We start from the raw sequence: 18,800 nt of genomic DNA, 5'->3' as shown, positions 1-18,800 counted from the left end.
TGTTATTGCTCCTGCCAGGACGGTTTGCGTTTTTCCAGGAAGGCGCGCAGGCCCTCCTGGCCTTCGGGGCTCACACGGATGCGGGCGATGGCGCTTTCGGTGTAGCGGCGCAGCGAGGGGGAGAGGGCGCCGCTGGCCACTTCGCGCAGCAGGTCCTTGGTGGCGCTCATGGCTTGCGGGCTGTTTTGCAGCAGGTTGGCGGTCCAGCCGCTGACGGCTTCGTCCAGTTCCTCTGCCGGGTAGCACTCGGCGAGCAGGCCCAGTTCGCGGGCGCGTTCGCCGCTGAAGCGTTCGGCGGTCAGGGCATAGCGGCGCGCGGCGCGCTCGCCGATGGCCTGGACCACGAAGGGGCTGATCACCGCCGGGGCTAGGCCGATGCGCACCTCGGAGAGGGAGAACTGCGCGTCGACGGCGCCGATGGCCATGTCGCAGCAGCTGATCAGGCCCAGGGCGCCGCCGAAGGCCGCGCCCTGCACCACGGCCAGGGTCGGCACCTTGAGGTGGTAGAGGTTGTACATCACCTCGGCCAGCTCGCGAGCGTCATCCAGGTTGGCGGCGTAGTCGAGCTGGGCGGACTCCTGCATCCAGGCGAGATCCGCGCCGGCGGAGAAGTGCCGGCCACGGCCGCGCAGGACCAGGAAGCGCACGTTGGTGGCTGCGTTGACGGCGTCCAGGGCGAGGATCAGCTCGCGGATCATCCCGGCGTTGAAAGCGTTGTTCTTCTCCGGGCGATTGAGCCAGAGAGTGGCGACACCGTTGGCGGCGATGTCCAGTTGCAGGGTGTTGAAGTCGGTCATGGTCGATCCTGTAGGGTGCGCCGTGCGCACCGGGATGCCTGGGTAGCGGAGAGGGCTGGCTACCCTCTCCCCCGGCCCCTCTCCCGCAGGCGGGAGAGGGGAGTCAATCACATCCGGAACACGCCGAAGGTGGTCCGCTCGATCGGGGCGTTGAGGCTGGCGGACAGGGCCAGGCCCAGCACGTCGCGGGTCTGCGCCGGGTCGATGACGCCGTCGTCCCAGAGCCGCGCGCTGGAGTAGTAGGGGTGCCCCTGGCGCTCGTACTGCTCGAGGATCGGCTGCTTGATCTTCGCCTCCTCCTCGGCGGTCAGGCTGTGCCCGGCGCGCTCGCTCTGCTCGCGCTTGACCTGGGCCAGTACGCCCGCGGCCTGCTCGGCGCCCATCACGCCGATCCGCGCGTTGGGCCACATCCACAGGAAGCGCGGGTCGTAGGCGCGGCCGCACATGCCGTAGTTACCGGCGCCGAAGCTGCCGCCGATGATCACGGTGAACTTCGGCACCTTGGCGCAGGCCACCGCCGTCACCAGCTTGGCGCCGTGCTTGGCGATGCCGCCGGCCTCGTACTTCTGGCCGACCATGAAGCCGGTGATGTTCTGCAGGAACAGCAGCGGAATGCCGCGCTGGCAGGCCAGTTCGATGAAGTGCGCGCCTTTCTGCGCGGCTTCGGCGAAGAGGATGCCGTTGTTGGCCAGGATGGCGATGGGGTAGCCGTGCAGGTGGGCGAAGCCGCACACCAGGGTGGTGCCGAACAGGGCCTTGAATTCATCGAACTCGGAGTCGTCCACCAGGCGGCCGATGACTTCGCGCACGTCGAAGGGCTGCTTGGCGTCGGCCGGGATCACCCCGTACAGCTCTTCGGCCGGGTGGCGCGGCAGCAGCGGCTCGCGGCGGTTCAGCTCGCCCTGCTTGCGCCAGTTGAGGTTGGCGATGCTGCGGCGGGCCAGGGCCAGGGCGTGTTCGTCGCTCTCGGCGTAGTGGTCGGCCACGCCCGAGGTCTTGCAGTGCACATCGGCACCGCCCAGGTCCTCGGCGCTCACCACTTCACCGGTGGCGGCCTTCACCAGCGGCGGGCCGGCGAGGAAGATGGTGGCCTGGTTGCGCACCATGATGGTTTCGTCGGACATGGCGGGCACATAGGCGCCGCCAGCGGTGCAGGAGCCCATGACGACGGCTATCTGCGGGATACCCATGGCGCTCATGTTGGCCTGGTTGAAGAAGATCCGGCCGAAGTGCTCGCGGTCCGGGAATACCTCGTCCTGGCGCGGCAGGTTGGCGCCGCCGGAGTCCACCAGGTAGATGCAGGGCAGGCGGTTCTCCCGGGCGATGGCCTGGGCGCGCAGGTGCTTCTTCACCGTCAGCGGGTAGTAGGAGCCGCCTTTCACCGTGGCGTCGTTGGCCACGATCATGCATTCCACGCCTTCCACGCGGCCGATGCCGGCCACTACGCCGGCGGCGGGCACGTCTTCGCCGTAGACCTCATGGGCGGCCAACTGGCCGACTTCGAGGAAGGGCGAGCCCGGGTCCAGCAGGCGGTTGATGCGCTCGCGGGGCAGCAGCTTGCCGCGCGAGGTGTGACGTTCCTGGGCCTTGGCGCCGCCGCCTTCATGGATGCGCCCGAGCAGGCTGTGCAAGGCGCCGACCTGTTCGAGCATGGCCGCGCTGTTGCGGGCGAACTCCGGGGAACGGGGGTTGATCTGGGTATGCAGGATGGCCATCTGGCGCGCTCCGAGTCATGCGTTCTACTCCCCTTTCCCGCCTGCGGGAGAGGGGCCGGGGGAGAGGGGGCTTCATGCGGAAGCCCCTCTCCCTAACCCTCTCCCAAATGTGGGAGAGGGGACTGACTGTGCGTCAGCGGGTCTCGTTGAACAGCTCGCGGCCGATCAGCATGCGGCGGATCTCGCTGGTGCCGGCGCCGATCTCGTAGAGCTTGGCGTCGCGCAGCAGGCGGCCGGCCGGGTACTCGTTGGTATAGCCATTGCCGCCGAGCAGTTGGATGGTGTCCAGGGCCATTTTGGTGGCCATCTCGGCGGTGTAGAGGATCACCGCGGCTGCGTCCTTGCGCGATTCCTCGCCGCGGTCGCAGGCCTTGGCCACGTTGTACAGGTAGGACTTGGAGGCGTTCATGCCGGCGTACATGTCGGCCAGCTTGCCCTGCACCAACTGGAACTCACCGATGGACTGCTTGAACTGCTGGCGCTCGTGCACGTAGGGCAGCACCACGTCCATGCAGGCGCTCATGATCCCGGTCGGACCGCCCGAGAGCACGGTACGCTCGTAGTCCAGGCCGCTCATCAGCACGGCCGCGCCACGGCCTTCCGCACCGAGGATGTTTTCCTCCGGCACCTCAACGTCTTGGAACACCAGCTCGCAGGTGTTGGAGCCGCGCATCCCCAGCTTGTCCAGCTTCTGGTGGCGGGAGAAACCCTTGAAGTCGCGTTCTACGATGAAGGCCGTCATACCGCGCGAGCCAGCGTTGACGTCGGTCTTGGCGTAGATCACGTAGGTGTTGGCGTCCGGGCCGTTGGTGATCCACATCTTGTTGCCGTTGAGCACGTAGCGGTCGCCTTTCTTATCGGCGCGAAGCTTCATCGACACTACGTCCGAGCCGGCGTTGGGCTCGCTCATGGCCAGCGCGCCGACGTGCTCGCCGGAGCACAGCTTGGGCAGATACTTGAGCTTTTGCTCGTGAGTGCCGTTCTTGCGGATCTGGTTGAGGCACAGGTTGGAGTGGGCACCGTAGGACAGGCCGACCGAGGCGGACGCGCGGCTGATCTCTTCCATGGCCACAACGTGAGCCAGGTAGCCCATGTTAGTGCCGCCGTACTCCTCTTCCACGGTCATGCCTAGCAGGCCCATGTCGCCGAACTTGCGCCACATGTCCATGGGGAACTCGTTATCGCGGTCGATCTGCGCGGCACGCGGGGCCAGCTCGGCTTGAGCGAACTGATAGACGGAGTCGCGCAGCATGTCGATGGTCTCGCCGAGACCGAAATTGAGGGTGGGATAGCTCATCGTTACACCTGTGCTTGTCATTGTCGGTGGAGTAGGGGGATCAGGCGTTGACGCCCTGTTTGCGTTCGGTTTCGGCCATCGCCGCCAGGCAGCGTTCTTCGGCCGTATCCAGTTCCAGCTGCATCTGCTGGATATCCAGCAGCTGCTGTTCCAGCTGCGCGCGGCGCGCGGCGATCTTGTCCATGAAGGTTTGCAGCTGCTTGCGGTTGCCGCTGCTTGGGTCGTAGAGGTCGATCAGCTCCTTGCACTCGGCCAGGGAGAAACCGATGCGCTTGCCGCGCAGGATCAGCTTCAGCGCCACCAGGTCCTTCGGGCTGTAGATGCGTTCCTGGCCACGGCGCTCGGGGCTGAGCATGCCTTGCTCTTCATAGAAGCGGATGGCGCGGGTGGTGACGTCCAGTTCGCGGGCCAGGTCGGAAATGCTGTAGGTGGTGGGCATGGTCGGGGCTCGTGGCTGTGTTTACCTTTACGTTAACGTAAACCTGTGCCAACCTGACTGTCAACTGCGCACCGCAGCGGATACGACGGCCGGAATGGCCCGATACTTGCTGTCTGCGGTCCGCTGGGCCCGCTCTTTACTGACGCAGGCCAGGGGTGTAGACATTCAAGGCGTGCGGCTTGACCGCCGGCCCATGCCGGGGCGCACGCTGGAGCGAGAGATGGCGCAAGACATTCGAATAAAAACCGCTGCCGATCCATTACACGAGTCGCGACAGGCTCGGCTGAAACTGGCCAGCGAAGGTGAGCTGCCCCAGGGCGTGCTGCGCGAGGAGATCGATGCCTCCTGGCGGCGCAGCCTGGGCCACGGCCTCAACTGCCTGGAGGGCGAGCAGGTCGGCCTGCAGCAGGATCTCGACCTGCAATTGTTGCTGGCCAGCAACCGCCTGCTGATCGACGCCGCCACCCCGGAACTGGAATACCTGGTCAGTCAGCAGGGCAAGGGCGGGCTGATCATCCTCGGCGATGCCCAGGCCAACGTGCTGGCCATCGAAGGCCAGACCGAATTCCTCAAGAGCTTCGGCCTGCGCGACCTCAAGCCCGGCAGCTGCTGGAGCGAATCCCTGCGTGGCACCAACGCCATCGGCACCGCGGTGGTGGAAGGGCGGCCGACCCTGATCAACTGCGGCGAGCACTACCTGGACCGCCTGAGCCCCTTCTCCTGCACCTCGGTGCCCCTGCGCGATCCCCAGGGCCGGGTGATCGGCGTGCTCGACCTGACCCGCGAGGGCGTCATGGCCCAGCCCCAGGACAACCTCGCCACCCTGATGCTGGCCGCCGGCAATATCGAGAGTCGCATGTTCGGCCTCTGCTACCCGGACCACCTGGTGCTGGCCTTCCACAGCCGCCCGCAATACCTCGGCAGCGCCTGGCACGGCCTCCTGGCCCTGAGCCTGGACGGCGAGGTGCTGGCCGCCAACGAACAGGCCTGCGGCCTGCTGCAGCTGCGTCGCGAGACCCTGGTGGGCCGGCGCAGCAGCGATCTCCTCGGTGAGCGCTCGCCGCAGTTCATCGCCCGCCTGCTGCAGGGCGGGGTGAGCAGCGTGCAGACCGCCAAGGGCGAGTTCTATTTCCGCGCCCTGCAGGTGCCACGTCACACCAGCCTCGGTGGCACAGCGCCTGCCGCCAAGGCCCCCAACGCCACCAAGCCCCAGTTGCTGGAAGAACTGGCCGGCCGCGACAGTCGCTTCGCCCGCGCCTTGCGCATGGCCCGTCAGGGCCTGGCCAACGATCTCCCGGTGCTGCTCCTGGGCGAGACCGGCACCGGCAAGGAAGTGGTGGCCCGCGCCCTGCACCAGTCCAGTCCGCGCGCCGACAAGCCCTTCGTGGCGGTGAACTGCGCGGCCATCCCGGAAGGGTTGATCGAGTCCGAACTCTTCGGCTACCGCGAAGGCGCCTTCACCGGCTCGCGCCGTGGCGGCATGGTCGGCCGGCTGATGCAGGCCCATAGCGGCACCCTGTTCCTCGATGAGATCGGCGATATGCCCCTGAGCCTCCAGGCGCGCCTGCTGCGCGTGCTGCAGGAACGCAAAGTGGCGCCGCTGGGGGCGGGCGAAGAACAGGAAATCAACGTGGCGGTGATCTGCGCCACCCACCGCGACCTCAAGCGCCTGGTGCAGGACAAGCAGTTCCGCGAAGACCTCTACTACCGCGTCAATGGCGTCAGCCTGCGCTTGCCGGCCTTGCGCGAGCGCGAAGACCTGGCCGGCATGATCGACAGCGTGCTGGAACGTTTCGGCGCCGGCCACATCAGCCTCGACAAGGACCTGGTCGAACTACTGTCCGGCTACGACTGGCCGGGCAATATCCGCCAGCTGGAGATGGTCCTGCGCTCGGCCCTGGCCATGCGCGAAGAGGGCGAGAAGGTGCTGGGCCTGGATCACCTCACCGACAGTCTGCTGGACGAACTCACCGCCAGCTGCCGCCAGCCCGGCAGCATCCGCGAGAACGAGCTGGAGCTGATCCGCAGCTCGCTGGAACGGCACCAGGGCAACGTTTCGGCTGCCGCCGACTCCCTCGGCATCAGCCGCGCGACGCTGTATCGCAAGTTGAAGCAACTCAGGGGATGAAACGCTGCAGCGAATTCCATCCCACAACCGTCCGTAGGGTGGATGGCGCTTTTCCATCCACCTTCACTGTCGGCCGTGTTACCGCCGCCGGACATGAAGGGCAATGCTTTCTCCGCGCGCACAGCCCCCTCTCCCTGAGGGAGAGGGCTGGGGTGAGGGGGAAATGCCCGGAGTCCTGCGCTCGGGCTCGACACCGCCTGGTGGACAAAAAGAGCGTTGTCCACCCTACAACAGCTACCCGATATTCTTGAGTCCGATGACCCGCCTCTTCCTCAAACTGGTGGAAACCAGCGACCCCGAACTCCTGCGCCGGGCCCTGGCCTGGCTCTACGGCTTCGTGCGCCCGCACGTGCGCGCCATCCTGCTGCTGCTCGGCCTGTCCTTGGGCGCCTCCTTGCTGGTGCTGGCCCAACCCTGGCTGACCAAGACCCTGATCGACGACGGCCTGCTGGCCAAGGACTTCGGCATGCTGGTGCAGGTGGCGGTGGCGATGATCGCCGTCGGCATCCTCGGCACCGTCCTGTCCGGCATCAACCGCTACCTGCACACCCGGCTGTCCGGACGCATCCTCTTCGCCCTGCGCGATGACCTCTACCGCCACCTCCAACAGCTGTCGCCGGCCTTCTACGGGCGCAAGCGCATCGGTGACCTGCTGTCGCGGCTGGATGGCGACGTCGCGGAGATCCAGCGTTTCGCGGTGGATTCCCTGTTCTCCGCCGTCTCCAGCGTCATTGGCCTTATCGGCGCGGTGACCCTCATGCTGCTGCTGTCCTGGCAGCTCTCCCTGCTGCTGGCGCTGCTGATCCCCATCGAAGTGCTCTGGCTACGCTGGATGCGGCGCAAGGTGGAGCGCGAAGTGCGCAGCCTGCGCGAGCGCTCGGCGGACGTCTCGTCTTTCCTCGTTGAAACCCTGCCGGCGATGAAATTCATCCAGGCCGCCGGCCAGCAGCAGCGCGAATCCCGCCGCCTGGAACACCTGGGGCAGGGCTACATGAGCCAGCTGCTCAAAGTGCAGGTCACCGAGTTCTTGACCCACGCCGTGCCGGGCACCCTGACGTCCTTGTCCCGCGCCTGCGCCTTCCTTATCGGCGGTTACTGGGTGATCCAGGGCACCTGGCAACTGGGCGCGTTGATCGCCTTCTCCACCTACCTGGGCATGGCTGTAGGCCCGGTACAGAGCCTGCTGGGCCTCTATGTCGCCATGCAGCGGATGACCGTCAGCCTTGGCCGGGTCATGGAGCTGCAACAGGAGCCGGTGCCGGTGCGCCAGCCGATGGCGCCACGGCCGATGCCGGAGGGCAGGGGAGAGCTGCGCTTCGAAGGCGTGCACTTCTCCCACGAACAACGGGCCGGAGCCGTGTTGCGCGGCGTGGACGCCTGCATTCCCGGTGGGCTCAAGGTGGCCATCAGCGGCGCTTCGGGCGTCGGCAAGTCCACCCTGATCGACCTGCTGCAACGCTTCTACGACCCGGACCAGGGCCGTGTCCTGCTGGACGGCGCCGACCTGCGTGAGCTGGACCTGTTCGCCCTGCGCCGGCGCATCGCCGTGGTCAGCCAGGACATCGTCCTGTTCCGCGGCACCCTGGCGGACAACCTCGCCTACAGCGCCCCTGAGGCCAGCCGTGAGGCCATTGAAGAGGTCGCGCGCCTGGCGCGCCTGGACGGCCTGACCGAATCCCTGCCGCACGGCCTGGACAGCCAGCTGGGTGAGCGCGGCCAGCAGCTCTCCGGTGGCCAGAGGCAACGCATCGCCATCGCCCGCGCGCTGTTGCAGGACCCGCTGATTCTGGTGTTGGACGAAGCCACCTCGGCGGTGGACGAGGCCACCGAGCGCGAGGTGATCGCCGCCATCGACCAGCTCTTCGCCGGGCGCACCCGCATCCTCATCAGCCACCGGCCGTCCACCCTGGCCCAGGCCGATATCGGTTTCCGCCTGGAAAACGGCTTGTTGCACAGTCTCGAATCCGAGCACGTGAGCCATGGCCACTGAGCTCGCCATCGGCATCATCGACAGCGGCTTCGCCCCGACGCAGGACGCCCTGGTCAGCGCGTCCCGGCGCTTCTGGCTGGACGGCGGCGAACTGCAGGAAGGCGATACCCAGCCCGACGGCCTTGGCCATGGCAGCGTGGTGCTCGATACCCTGACCCGTGAGTCCGGGCCGCTGCGTGTCTGCGTCGCCCAGGTATTCGCCGAGCGCTGGCAGACCAGCCCGTTGCAGATTGCCGCCGCCCTGCACTGGCTGGTGGAGCAGGACGTGGCCCTGGTCAACCTCAGCCTCGGCCTGCGCAACGACCGCCCGGTGCTGCGTGAAGCCTGCGCCCTGGCGCGGACCGCCGGTATCCTGCTCTGCGCCTCCAGCCCGGCCCAGGGCGAGCCGGTGTACCCGGCCAGCTATCCAGGGGTGATCCGCATCACCGGCGACGCCCGCTGCGCGCCGGGCCAGTGGTCCTGGCTGAACAGCGCCCAGGCCGACTTCGGTGCCCATGTGGCTGCCGCCAATGGGGTGGCCGGTTCCAGTGTTGGCTGCGCGGCCCTGAGCGGGATCATCGCCGGCTATCTCCAACGTCATCCCGGCGCCAGCCGCGAGGACGTCCTTCTCTGGCTGCGCGAGAGCGCCGCCTTCACCGGCCCGGAGCGCCGTGGCCATGACTGATATCGTCATTCTCGGCGCCGGCCCCGCGGGCTCGGCAGTGGCCCTGGGCCTGCGCCGCTTGGGCCATGCCGTGCGGATTATCAGCGAGTGGCGGCGCTTCGCGGCGGTGGAGGGCGTGTCCCAGCGGGTGCTCGACGGCTTGCGCCAGGCTGGATTGAGCCGGGCCCTGGCCTGCGCCGCCGCACCATCGCCACGGCGGGTGCAGTGGAATGGCGACGGCCAGTCCATCAACCAGGAATGCCTGCTGGACCGCCCGCCATTCGATGCCGCCATCCGCGAAGACCTGCGTGCCGCCGGCATCGAGGTGCTGGAAGCCCGTGTGCTGAAAGTGGAAAGCGCCGAAGACGGCCATCTCATCAATATTGAATCGGGCGAGCCGCTGCGTGCGGACTTCCTCGTCGAAGCCCGTGGCCGCCAGGCACCCCTGGCAGGCGGCCGCCTGCGCGGGCCGGAAACCCTCAGCCTGCTCAACCAGTGGCGGGAGGAACCGGGCCGCCCCGGGTCGGCAGTGGAAAGCCTACCCGACGGCTGGGCCTGGATGGCGCGCCTGGAAGATGGCCGCTGCTATTGGCAGATCACCCTGGATGCCGCCGCCAGCGACCTGCCGCCGCGTGGCCAACTTCCCGAGTTCTGCGCCCGCCGCCGCAGCGAATCCGCCCTGGTGCGCGAGCTGTTTGGCCCTGAGGCGCTGCAACCCGCCAGCCTGCATGCCCGCAGCAGCACGGCCATCCTGTTCCATGAAGCCAGCGGCCCCAACTGGCTCCGGGTAGGGGATGCCGCCATGGCCGTGGACCCGCTCTCCGGTAACGGCATCTTCCAGTCCCTGTCTTCGGCATTACAGGCACCGGCGGTGATCAACACGATGCTGCAACGCCCTGAACGTGCCGAACTGGCCCGGCGCTTCCACCAGCGGCGGGTAGAGCACCTCTTCCTGCGCTTCGCCCGCACCGGTCGCGACTTCTACGCCCTGGAACAACGCTGGCCCGAGGCACCGTTCTGGCGCGATCGACGCACCTGGCCGGACGCCGAGCCCATGCATGCCCCGGCGGACTTCAGCAAGGTGAGGGTAGAGCGGGCACCGGTCATTCACGACGACCTTATCGAAGAGGCCGACGTGGTGGTCACTGCCGACCAACCCCTGGGCATCTGGCACCTGCAGGGCATCGAACTGGCGCCCATCGTCACCGCCCTCCAGCGCGGAAAACTCAACCTGGCCCTGGCCAACCTGCCCGAGCAGCCCCGCCGCATGCTGCAGGGCTGGCTCCTGGCGCAGGGCTACCGCCCATGATCCGGGACCATTGATAGGTTGTGGCTGAGTGAAACCAGCCCAACGAAGTGGGCTCGACCTCACCACGTTGGTCCACGTTCGGAAATGGGACAACCAGGCTGCTGGCCAACCACGGCACTCGCCCTGCAAGTACAGCGTGACGAAAAGGGGACATACCGACTGGTGCGGACTTGCCAATCGCGTGGCTTTGACCAAAAAGTCAGGGGCGAATCAGTTCTTGATTTCTCCACGTTCTGATAGGGGGTCCAGCGGGAGCTATCGTAATAGTGTGTTGATCTACTTGCTCCAGAGAAATCGCCTGAACGCTTATCAACACATTCAATTCAGGTGTCAGGCATCCAAAATTCTCCCGTAAGGGAAGGAGGTGATATCGAAGCAATTGCCGCATCCTCTTGAGCCGCCCACCGGCTCATCCCCGTGTACCCGGAGGAAGGAGGACCAACGAGGAAAAATCCGTGCCGTCTAATCGCACGGTTCCAGTCAAACCTATGGCCTCTGTACCCGAATCGTCTTGTAAGCCTTTCTCAGGCCATATTCCTATTTCGCGCACGCACTCAATGGGAGGTCATGGTGATGATCCCCAAATTCCAGACTGTCCTAATGACCGCACTATTGGCTATCACTCCGCCCGCTTGGGCCGACGAAACGTTCAAAGCCAAGCTGTCTGGTGACCAGGAGGTCCCGCCAGTCGTGACCGACACGGCGGGCAGCTTCAGGCTTGAATTCAACATGGAACTGGCTACAGCCGAGATCAGGCTGTCGGTAATCGACGGCGTTCGCATCAGGCAGGCCCACCTGCATTGCGCTCCTGTCGGTGTCAACGGACCGATAGTCGCCTTCATCGCTGGCGACAACGCTGCTGGTTACGACGTCGATGGCAAGTGGATTTCTAACGCCACTCTGACGGACACGAGCATTTCCGATCCGACGTGCGGGGTGACCCTCGCGGATCTGATAGCCTCGATCCGCGCCGGCAATGTCTATGTCAACGTGCACTCCGTCGAACATCCAGGCGGGGTCATCCGTGGTCAGGTGCAACCGGCTAACGACTAATCTGCGCGTCGTTGCAGGATGTCTGGCCGGCTAGTAAAGGGACAGACCCCAATTTCAACAAATACCCGCATTGCCCAGGCATCAGGACAAACAGAGCGGGGTCTGTCCCCCAATTTCAAGCGCTTCATTTCGCTTGCCTCTGTCCCACCAGCGCTCCCACACCCGGCGCCATCCACCCAGGTCACGAAGAGCTGCGGCCTGCCGGGAATTTCGACAAGCTGATAGAAATCATCGAAATCGCTCGTGCGCAGCGTCGCATCCAGGCACTCGATCAGGTGCTTGATGCGCCACTGGCCATGGTTGAGCGTGTGCGGTCGTTGGCTACTTCCCGAGCCAGGAAACGAACGGTCAGGCAGAAGCCCTGTCGCAATTGGATCTGCGGGCATCGTCCATGCGCAAGTCGCAGTCCACCTGTCGCGCGACCATTGAGGGGCAATGAATATCGCCCGCCACGGCAGGTTCAACACCTTACAAGAAGAAAGGCATTCAAAGCTTGAGGAGGCCTATGCATAAGACACCGGGATCACCCGTCGACAAGGTCGTTTTCTGGGGGGCTGCCGCGATTTCGGCCTCGTTGGTCACCTGGGGGGCACTCGCGCCCACGGCCATGGCGACGGCGTCGCAGGCGCTGCTGAACACCATCATCGACTGGTTCGGCTGGAGCTTCGTCATCTCCACGGCGTTCTTCCTGGGCTTCGCGCTGTTCCTGGCTTTCAGTCGCTTCGGCCGAATCAGACTGGGCAGGGACGACGAACAACCCGAGTTCAGCACCTCGTCGTGGATCGCGATGATGTTCAGCGTCGGCATGGGAATCGGCCTCATGTTCTGGGGTGTGGCCGAGCCGATCACACATTTTTCGACGCTGCCCAACGACCTGGCGCAGCCGAACTCCCGGGAAGCAGCCAAGGTGGCAATGGGCTACGCCTACTTCCATTGGGCGTTCCACCCCTGGGCGATCTACGCCATCGTCGGTCTGGTGATGGCTTATTTCTCGTTCCGCAAGGGACTGCCAAACCTGATCTCCAGCGCCTTTACGCCCCTGATCGGTGAGGCGGGTGTGCGCGGACCGTTGGGCAAGTCGATCGACGTGCTGGCGGTTCTGGCCACCCTTTTCGGCACCGCCACCTCGCTCGGCCTGGGCGCGCAGCAGATCAACAGCGGCCTGAACTACCTCTGGCACACCGGCGAATCGAATGGCATCGCGCTGACGATCATCGCGGTGATGACGGTGCTCTTCATCCTCTCCGCGGTGTCCGGCGTGGGCAAGGGGGTGCAGTTCCTGAGCAACCTCAACATGGTGGTCGCGGTGCTGTTGCTGCTGTTCCTGGCGGCGGTAGGTCCCAGCGTATTCATCATGAACACGCTGGTCGCATCGATAGGCGAATACCTCCGCGAGCTGGTACCGATGTCGTTTCGCACGGCGGCCTTCAGCGATGGCAAGTGGCTCGCTGGCTGGACCATCTTCTACTGGGCCTGGTGGATTTCCTGGGCGCCCTTCGTGGGTACCTTCATCGCGCGAATCTCGCGCGGCCGCACCATTCGTGAGTTCGTCGTCGGCGTCATCTTCATTCCCAGTGGGGTGACGATGGTGTGGTTCGCGATCATGGGCGGCGCGGCCCTGTACTCGGAGCTGGCAGGCGCTGGCGGCATAGCCGCGGCAGTGAATGACCAGGGACCGGCAGTGGCCCTCTTCACGCTGTTGTCTCAGTATCCCGCCGCGGCGCTGACCTCGTTTGCGGCTGTTGTGCTGGTCGGCGTGTTCTTCATCTCGGGAGCCGACGCGGGCTCCATCGTCATGGGCATGTTGTGTGCCCGCGGTAGCCTGGTGCCGCCGAGCTGGCTGGTGGTGCTATGGGGCACGCTGACCAGCGCGGCGGCCTCGGTGCTGCTGGTGATGGGCGGCCTGGCTGCGCTGCAGACCGCAGCCATCATCTTCGCCGCGCCGTTCCTGGCGGTGATGGTGGGGTTGTGCGTGTCGCTGTGGAAGGCGCTGCTCAATGAGCGGCAGGTCGGCGTGGCGCATGACTCGCTTGCCGCCCTCCGCGATCCAGGGCGTGCCGCTTTGGATTAGCGGTCCAGCCCGGGAGGTATTGCATCGCGGCGGCGGCACCGCACGAGCCGAGGTCGAGAAGAGGTGAGCCTTCTCGACCTCGGCCATGTCGAGTTTCACGCCGGGGCCGGGAAGCTTCGGCGCTTCCATCAGGCCATCCTTGATCTGCAGTGGCGATTGGGGTTGGTGGAGCCGCGGGTGGACGTGCCTATGCAGGGGGGGAGGGCGAGTCCAGATCGCTCTGGATGAGAACTCCGAGCTCCTGCGAGCTCGGAAGATGAATCTGTTCCCTTGGACTCGGGTGGGAGCGGCCCCTGACCGCGACAAGCGCGTACAGGTCCGCTCCCACAAGAGCGAAGGCAGGTTCTATAACGAGCCGAAGCGCACCTCCACGTTCAGGCTGCCCTGGTTGTCGCGCAGGCCGAGGCCGTAGCGGCCATCCAGATCATCGTTGATGCACAGCTGCAGCTCGCCTTTCTGGCCGCGTGGCAACTGCCCCTGGGCACCGATCAGGAAAGGTGCGCCGTTGCTGCCAATACGGCCGATCAGGGCACCTTCATTGGCCCCAGGCAGGGTGTAACCGGGCTTGGCGATCAGCCCCGCATGACCGCCGCCGCCGACCATGCCGGTGGCCGGGTTGGCGGTCCACAGCCCGCTGCGGCACACCGCCAGCTGCCAGTTCTGCCCATTGACCTGCACCCCGGTGCCTTGCCAGGCCTGATTGGCCTGCACCTGCACGGTATGCGCCAACAAATCGCTGGCCACCGTGTCCGCGGCCTGGAAGGCCAGGGCGGTGATAGTCAGAGTCGGGTTGGCGGTGCCGGTGCTGGGGAACACGCCATCGCCTACCAGGAACAGGTTGCTGTGATCCCAACTGCGCTGGTCCTTGTCGACCACCGAGGTCTTCGGATCGTCACCCATGCGGTAGGTGCCCATCAGGTGGCCGGCGCCTTCATAGGCATAGGTATTGCCCTGGTAGCTGAAGACACCGGGCGGCGAGTTCTCCACGGATGGGTTGAGATTGGTCAGTTCCTCCGCGCCGAGCAGCTCGGTGATGATCTGCGTCGCAGCGTTGCGCGCCTGCTTGAAGCCCTCCTTGGTGTAGTCGGAAAAGTCGTAATGGATTTCCGGCCGCGGGATGCCGAGATGGTCCTTGTACTGCTGCGACGGCACCACCCGGCACAACGCCTGCTCAGGGTTCTCCTCCACCTGCTCCACCAGGAAGCCCATGCGGAACTGGCGGGTGAGGATGCTATTGAGCTTCTGCACCAGCGCTGAACCGAACAATGCCTGGGAAGGCTGGCCCTGTTGCGACGGCAGCGGGTTGGTGCCGCCGTTATTGGTACCGTCGATGTAATCGCAGACGGTGGTGTAGGGATCGTTCTCCGACCAGTTCCAACCCTCGTTGCCGATCTCAATGCGCCAGGCCGCGCGTTGCTGGCGAAACTCGCCGTCGCGCAGGCTCTCGATCCCCGAAGTGGACAGCGGCCCGCGATAGGGGAACAGCGGCTTGCCCTCCGGCATCAGTCCCCAGGCCAGGTACACGGGGTGGTCGGCCAGGCTGCACCCGACTTGGCCGCTGCTGTTGGCAACGCCCTTCGGGTACTGCGGCGAAACCGAGTTGAGCAGCAGCTTGGGCGTTTCGATGGCATGGGCGGCGATCACATAGCGCTTGCCCTGGGCCACGCCAGTGCCGATCGCCGGACCGTCACCGGTGGCGTACTGGATGAACTCGATGCCGCTGACCTGGCCATCACCGCCCACTTGCACCCGGCTGGCCACGCTCTGATAGAGGATGCGCACGTTGCCGGTGTCCAGCGCCTTGTTCATGGTCACCGTGGCATCGTACTTGGCCTGGATCGGACAGATCGGTGTGCAGCTGGTGTTGCCGGCGCAGACCCGCCGGCCGTTGTCGTTCTGCGAGTTGCGCCCGGCCGGTGTCGGGCTGACCAGCAGCGGCAGGTTCTGGAACGATTTGCCGTCCACCGCGGCGGCCAGCCCCTGGTCCACCAGCGAGGGCGGAATACCATGCATCGGGTACTGGTAGTTAGGCGGGTAGGTCAAACCCAGGTAGCTCTGCGCGGCGACATCGGCGGATACGCCGATTTCCGCTTCGGCACGGCAATAGGCGGTTTGCAGGTCGTCATAGCTGAGCGGCCAGTCGACGCCCACACCGTAAGCCGTCTTCATGCGGAAATCGTTAGGCAGCAGGCGCAGGGAGGTGCCCATCCAGTGCCACATGGTGCCGCCGCCGAGACGCTCGTAGGTGCTGCTGAAGGACAGCGGCCCCTTCTGCACCAGGTAGCTCTTCTGCGGGTCCTGCCAACCGTTGATCAAGTCCGCGATGGTGGCGCGCGGTGCATTCTGCTGCGCCGGGTCCTGCGTCATTTCGCTCGGCGGGTAGGGCGCCTCCGGAGCCTTGAGGATCGCGGTATAGAAGCGCTCCAGGTATTCGCTGCGATTGGGTGGAATCGCCGGACCGGACTCCAGCACCAGCACCTTCAATCCGGCCAGGCCCAACTGGTAGGCCATGACGCTGCCGGACATGCCACCCCCGACCACTATCACATCCGCTTGTTCAGTGTTCATACGCTGGGGCCTCCATTGGCGGGCACACCGGTAAAGTCTTCCAGGCTCGGTGGTTGCTCGGCCCAGTAACCGAAGTGGAATTCGCTGTAGCCCATGGGATGCGCCTGGGCGATGCGCCATGCCCAGCTTTCCTTGTAGGCCTGGTCGGAGACCACCTGTTGGTCCCCCTTGTGCTGGGCACCCTGGTCGTACGGCTGGTACCAGATGCCCAGTAGCCAGAGCTTCATGATCGAACGGGCGCCCTGGGCGGTCTGGCTATTCGGGTCGGCCAACACGGTGGCGGCGATCTGGTCCGGGGTCTTGCCTTCGCCCTTGAGGGTGGCGTACTGCTCCAACAGGCTGCTCAGCACCGCTGCGCCCAGGCCTTGCTGGGCGGTATCGAAGAACAGGGGCGGTAGATTGATCGGGTCGATGGACGGGGCGAGCTTGCTCGACGCCAGACCTGTGAGGGCCGAGGACAAGTTGACGAAGTTCTGCAGGTTCTGATCGCTCATGGCATCACTCCTTGACGCTGGTGGACTGGGCGCGTTCGAGCAGGTAGGTGAAGTCCGCGAAACTGGTGCGGGGTGACTGCGTCACCTTGGTTGAGGCGTTGTTGTGGCACTCCATGCAGCTCGACGAGGCTTGCGGGGTGGTGCCCTGGATGTAGGTTTCCAGCGTGGTGTTTGCGAGGAAGGTGGGAGCCGGCGTGCCCAGCGGGTTGGTTGGCGACGGCACCTGGCAGTCGTTCGCCGGGTTGGTCGGCCACTGGGTGCTGACCAGCTGATAGTTGGCCCATACCGTGCCTTTCAGTGCGGCCTGGAATTGCGCGTTGAGTTGCTGGGTCGCGGTGTCGATGGGAATTTCCCGCACGATCTGCGACGGCGTGGTCTCGACCGATGGATTCCACGGCCGCGGCGGCGGCTCATTGACGGGCCGGCCAGTGGCATGGGGGTCGTAGAAGAGGTACGGCCCCTTGCGCTCATTCACCGGCGTGGTCTTCTCCGGTACGTTGCGCACGTGCTCGAAGGTCGACCATACCCACTGCGGCGCATCGGCGGTCTTGTGCACGATGTGCAGGCCGACCAGCCCGACCTTGGCCGAGGTGCACGACTCGGGAATGATCGGCCCCTTGTCCGGGTCGTCGTTACCCGGCGTATAGACCAGCGCATCGACGGTATGGAACTGGTCCTGCGGGTCGTTGCCGTCCAGCAGCTTCCAGGATGCCTTGACCATCACCGAGCCGACTTGCTGGGTCTGGTTCGAGCCACAGCTGAAGGCCACCCGGTTCTGGGCGTTGGCGAAGAACTTCTGCTGGCCTTCGACGCTGTACAGGCCGTTGTCGACGATGCCGTCGAACATCGACTCGTTCACCACGATTTCATTGCGCGCGTACCGGCCGCTCTGGTCGACCAGCGGGCCTGTCTTGAACGGCTGGATGAATTCGTCCAGGACATCCGGCACCTTGCCCACCTGTCGCAGCACGCGCCCGCTCTTCAGCCCCTGGCAGGCGGCCGGTGGTGGTGAAGGCTGGTTCCAGCCAGCCGGTGCCTGGCCGTTGGGCAGGAAGATCTGATAACTCTCCTTCCAGGACTCCCACACCGTCGGCGCGTCCGGCTTGCCGATTTGCGCATCGGTGTCGGGGCTGCCGTTGGCCAGGGCCGGCCAGTTGACGGCGACGAAGGTCTGCCAGGACAGCACATCGAAATCGTGCTGCAAACTCTGCAGGCTGACCGGTGGGACCACCGTGACATCGAAAGGGATTTGCGGGGACAGCGGGGGAGTGTCGGCTATTGCAGGCAGGGCGAGAACACTGGCGATGGTACAGCTCCAGTTCGCCATGCGTCGGGGGCTTTTTTTCATTGTCGTCTCCTCAGCAAATAAAGCGCCAGGAGACGAGGCAACCCATCATGGGCTCGTAACTTCAGCGCAATCCCTGGCGCCAAAATTCAGACTAGTTCGACCCAAAAATCCGCTCCGGGGATTCCGACTAGTGGTAGGGGGGAAATGAGGACGACGGAAAAACGGAGAAGAAGAGGGCACCTTGGCTTCAAACAGTCAGCGCAAGGACCTGAAAGCGGCACGCACTGAGGCGACCCTGCAAGTCAGCCGATCGCCTTGGCCATTTCCGTGGTGGCTGCCCAGCCCAATTCTTCATACACCGGCTGGCCGGCCTGAGTCGCGTGCAGCACGGCAAAGCTCAATCCGCGCTGCGCAAACTCGGCTTCCGCCAATTTCATCAGGGCTGAAGCCAGGCCCCGGCGCCGATAGGCCGGTTCGACGAAAACATTCAGTACATAGCCGCGCTGGTCCAGGTTCGGATGGGCCGGATGAGGAGGCCAGTCGATAGTCATGAGGCCTATCGCCGCCACAGGCTGTCCATCGTCCATCAATGCAAACCCGTAGTAGCGGCCATCGACCAGACGCCGATGCAACCAAGGCCGGAAGTGCTCGGTCATCACCCGCAACTCCGCTGGAACGCCTCCGGCCTCGAGGAACATGGTTTCGCGATGGACACAAATCATCTGAAGGTCATTCAGCTCCAGCCGACGTGCCTTCAAACCTGAAAAGTCGATTTCACCGAGCATCTCTTTCATCGCATGGACCAATACGGAGTGGTCGATGCTAGGGCGGGGGCATGGTGAGTGAAAGGCGCAGATCGAAAGGAAATTCTCCATACAGCGATCGCTCTCAGACCCGAGATACCAGCATCAGCTGGAAGGTGCAGTGCGAATGCCCGTTTCTGGCCGGAAGCGCAAATTGAGCAGTGACGGTGGTATGACGCGATATTCGCCAGCTGCGCTGACGGCC

At 65.1% G+C, this 18,800-nt stretch carries 14 protein-coding genes; 6 read left to right on the top strand and 8 right to left on the bottom strand.

Going from position 1 to position 18,800, the window contains the following annotated elements:
• Positions 1-2: 2 nt before the first annotated feature.
• The 4 genes from E8F12_RS21035 to E8F12_RS21020 all read right to left on the bottom strand — a co-directional run bounded on the left by E8F12_RS21035 (position 3) and on the right by E8F12_RS21020 (position 4,248).
• On the bottom strand, positions 3-797 hold the full coding sequence (locus E8F12_RS21035; RefSeq protein WP_280327128.1) for a gamma-carboxygeranoyl-CoA hydratase: 795 nt from the start codon (positions 795-797) through the stop codon (positions 3-5).
• Positions 798-904: 107 nt separating this feature from the next.
• Positions 905-2,512: a carboxyl transferase domain-containing protein gene (locus tag E8F12_RS21030; protein WP_280327126.1), complete on the bottom strand. Its 1,608-nt coding sequence runs from the start codon at positions 2,510-2,512 to the stop codon at positions 905-907.
• 133 nt (positions 2,513-2,645) lie between these two features.
• A complete protein-coding gene (locus tag E8F12_RS21025; RefSeq protein ID WP_280327125.1) occupies positions 2,646-3,809 on the bottom strand; it encodes an isovaleryl-CoA dehydrogenase in 1,164 nt (387 codons plus the stop codon).
• Positions 3,810-3,849: 40 nt separating this feature from the next.
• On the bottom strand, positions 3,850-4,248 hold the full coding sequence (locus E8F12_RS21020) for a MerR family DNA-binding transcriptional regulator (RefSeq protein ID WP_028630063.1): 399 nt from the start codon (positions 4,246-4,248) through the stop codon (positions 3,850-3,852).
• Between the two features lie 220 nt (positions 4,249-4,468).
• Between E8F12_RS21020 and E8F12_RS21015 the strand changes: the two genes are divergently transcribed.
• The 6 genes from E8F12_RS21015 to E8F12_RS20990 all read left to right on the top strand — a co-directional run bounded on the left by E8F12_RS21015 (position 4,469) and on the right by E8F12_RS20990 (position 13,442).
• Complete coding sequence (locus E8F12_RS21015; protein WP_280327124.1) at positions 4,469-6,376, top strand: sigma-54-dependent Fis family transcriptional regulator; 1,908 nt, start codon at positions 4,469-4,471, stop codon at positions 6,374-6,376.
• Between the two features lie 256 nt (positions 6,377-6,632).
• Positions 6,633-8,366, top strand: a complete 1,734-nt coding sequence (locus E8F12_RS21010) for an ABC transporter ATP-binding protein (RefSeq protein ID WP_280327123.1) — start codon at positions 6,633-6,635, stop codon at positions 8,364-8,366.
• Positions 8,356-9,030: a S8 family serine peptidase gene (locus tag E8F12_RS21005; protein ID WP_280327122.1), complete on the top strand. Its 675-nt coding sequence runs from the start codon at positions 8,356-8,358 to the stop codon at positions 9,028-9,030. The genes E8F12_RS21010 and E8F12_RS21005 overlap by 11 nt, the downstream gene beginning before the upstream one ends.
• The gene (locus tag E8F12_RS21000) at positions 9,023-10,318 is read left to right on the top strand and encodes a tryptophan 7-halogenase (protein ID WP_280327120.1); all 1,296 of its coding nucleotides are present in this window, start codon (positions 9,023-9,025) and stop codon (positions 10,316-10,318) included. The genes E8F12_RS21005 and E8F12_RS21000 overlap by 8 nt, the downstream gene beginning before the upstream one ends.
• Before the next feature lie 573 nt (positions 10,319-10,891).
• Positions 10,892-11,371, top strand: a complete 480-nt coding sequence (locus E8F12_RS20995; protein WP_280327119.1) for a CHRD domain-containing protein — start codon at positions 10,892-10,894, stop codon at positions 11,369-11,371.
• 505 nt (positions 11,372-11,876) lie between these two features.
• On the top strand, positions 11,877-13,442 hold the full coding sequence (locus tag E8F12_RS20990) for a BCCT family transporter (RefSeq protein WP_280327118.1): 1,566 nt from the start codon (positions 11,877-11,879) through the stop codon (positions 13,440-13,442).
• A gap of 345 nt (positions 13,443-13,787) precedes the next feature.
• Here the strand turns inward: E8F12_RS20990 and E8F12_RS20985 are convergent, their stop codons facing one another.
• The 4 genes from E8F12_RS20985 to E8F12_RS20970 form a co-directional block, all read right to left on the bottom strand.
• On the bottom strand, positions 13,788-16,010 hold the full coding sequence (locus E8F12_RS20985; protein WP_280327117.1) for a GMC family oxidoreductase: 2,223 nt from the start codon (positions 16,008-16,010) through the stop codon (positions 13,788-13,790).
• Positions 16,007-16,504, bottom strand: coding sequence for a sorbitol dehydrogenase (locus E8F12_RS20980; protein ID WP_280327116.1), 498 nt, complete (start codon positions 16,502-16,504; stop codon positions 16,007-16,009). The genes E8F12_RS20985 and E8F12_RS20980 overlap by 4 nt, the downstream gene beginning before the upstream one ends.
• Before the next feature lie 4 nt (positions 16,505-16,508).
• On the bottom strand, positions 16,509-17,852 hold the full coding sequence (locus E8F12_RS20975) for a cytochrome C (protein ID WP_280327115.1): 1,344 nt from the start codon (positions 17,850-17,852) through the stop codon (positions 16,509-16,511).
• Positions 17,853-18,094: 242 nt separating this feature from the next.
• Positions 18,095-18,586 carry a GNAT family N-acetyltransferase gene (locus tag E8F12_RS20970; RefSeq protein ID WP_280327114.1) on the bottom strand — a complete coding sequence of 164 codons (492 nt, stop codon included), beginning with the start codon at positions 18,584-18,586 and terminating at the stop codon, positions 18,095-18,097.
• Positions 18,587-18,800: the final 214 nt, after the last annotated feature.

The sequence above is a fragment of the Pseudomonas sp. BN102 genome (assembly GCF_029871245.1).
Lineage (GTDB): Bacteria > Pseudomonadota > Gammaproteobacteria > Pseudomonadales > Pseudomonadaceae > Metapseudomonas.
The sequence above is the reverse complement of the archived record's forward strand: the minus strand, read 5'-3'. Positions and strand labels throughout refer to the sequence as shown.

Coding starts and splice junctions, on each gene's coding strand:
- E8F12_RS21035 (WP_280327128.1), bottom strand. CDS start 797: ATGACCGACTTCAACACCCTGCAACTGGACATCGCCGCCAACGGTGTC.
- E8F12_RS21030 (WP_280327126.1), bottom strand. CDS start 2,512: ATGGCCATCCTGCATACCCAGATCAACCCCCGTTCCCCGGAGTTCGCC.
- E8F12_RS21025 (WP_280327125.1), bottom strand. CDS start 3,809: ATGAGCTATCCCACCCTCAATTTCGGTCTCGGCGAGACCATCGACATG.
- E8F12_RS21020 (WP_028630063.1), bottom strand. CDS start 4,248: ATGCCCACCACCTACAGCATTTCCGACCTGGCCCGCGAACTGGACGTC.
- E8F12_RS21015 (WP_280327124.1), top strand. CDS start 4,469: ATGGCGCAAGACATTCGAATAAAAACCGCTGCCGATCCATTACACGAG.
- E8F12_RS21010 (WP_280327123.1), top strand. CDS start 6,633: ATGACCCGCCTCTTCCTCAAACTGGTGGAAACCAGCGACCCCGAACTC.
- E8F12_RS21005 (WP_280327122.1), top strand. CDS start 8,356: ATGGCCACTGAGCTCGCCATCGGCATCATCGACAGCGGCTTCGCCCCG.
- E8F12_RS21000 (WP_280327120.1), top strand. CDS start 9,023: ATGACTGATATCGTCATTCTCGGCGCCGGCCCCGCGGGCTCGGCAGTG.
- E8F12_RS20995 (WP_280327119.1), top strand. CDS start 10,892: ATGATCCCCAAATTCCAGACTGTCCTAATGACCGCACTATTGGCTATC.
- E8F12_RS20990 (WP_280327118.1), top strand. CDS start 11,877: ATGCATAAGACACCGGGATCACCCGTCGACAAGGTCGTTTTCTGGGGG.
- E8F12_RS20985 (WP_280327117.1), bottom strand. CDS start 16,010: ATGAACACTGAACAAGCGGATGTGATAGTGGTCGGGGGTGGCATGTCC.
- E8F12_RS20980 (WP_280327116.1), bottom strand. CDS start 16,504: ATGAGCGATCAGAACCTGCAGAACTTCGTCAACTTGTCCTCGGCCCTC.
- E8F12_RS20975 (WP_280327115.1), bottom strand. CDS start 17,852: ATGAAAAAAAGCCCCCGACGCATGGCGAACTGGAGCTGTACCATCGCC.
- E8F12_RS20970 (WP_280327114.1), bottom strand. CDS start 18,586: ATGAAAGAGATGCTCGGTGAAATCGACTTTTCAGGTTTGAAGGCACGT.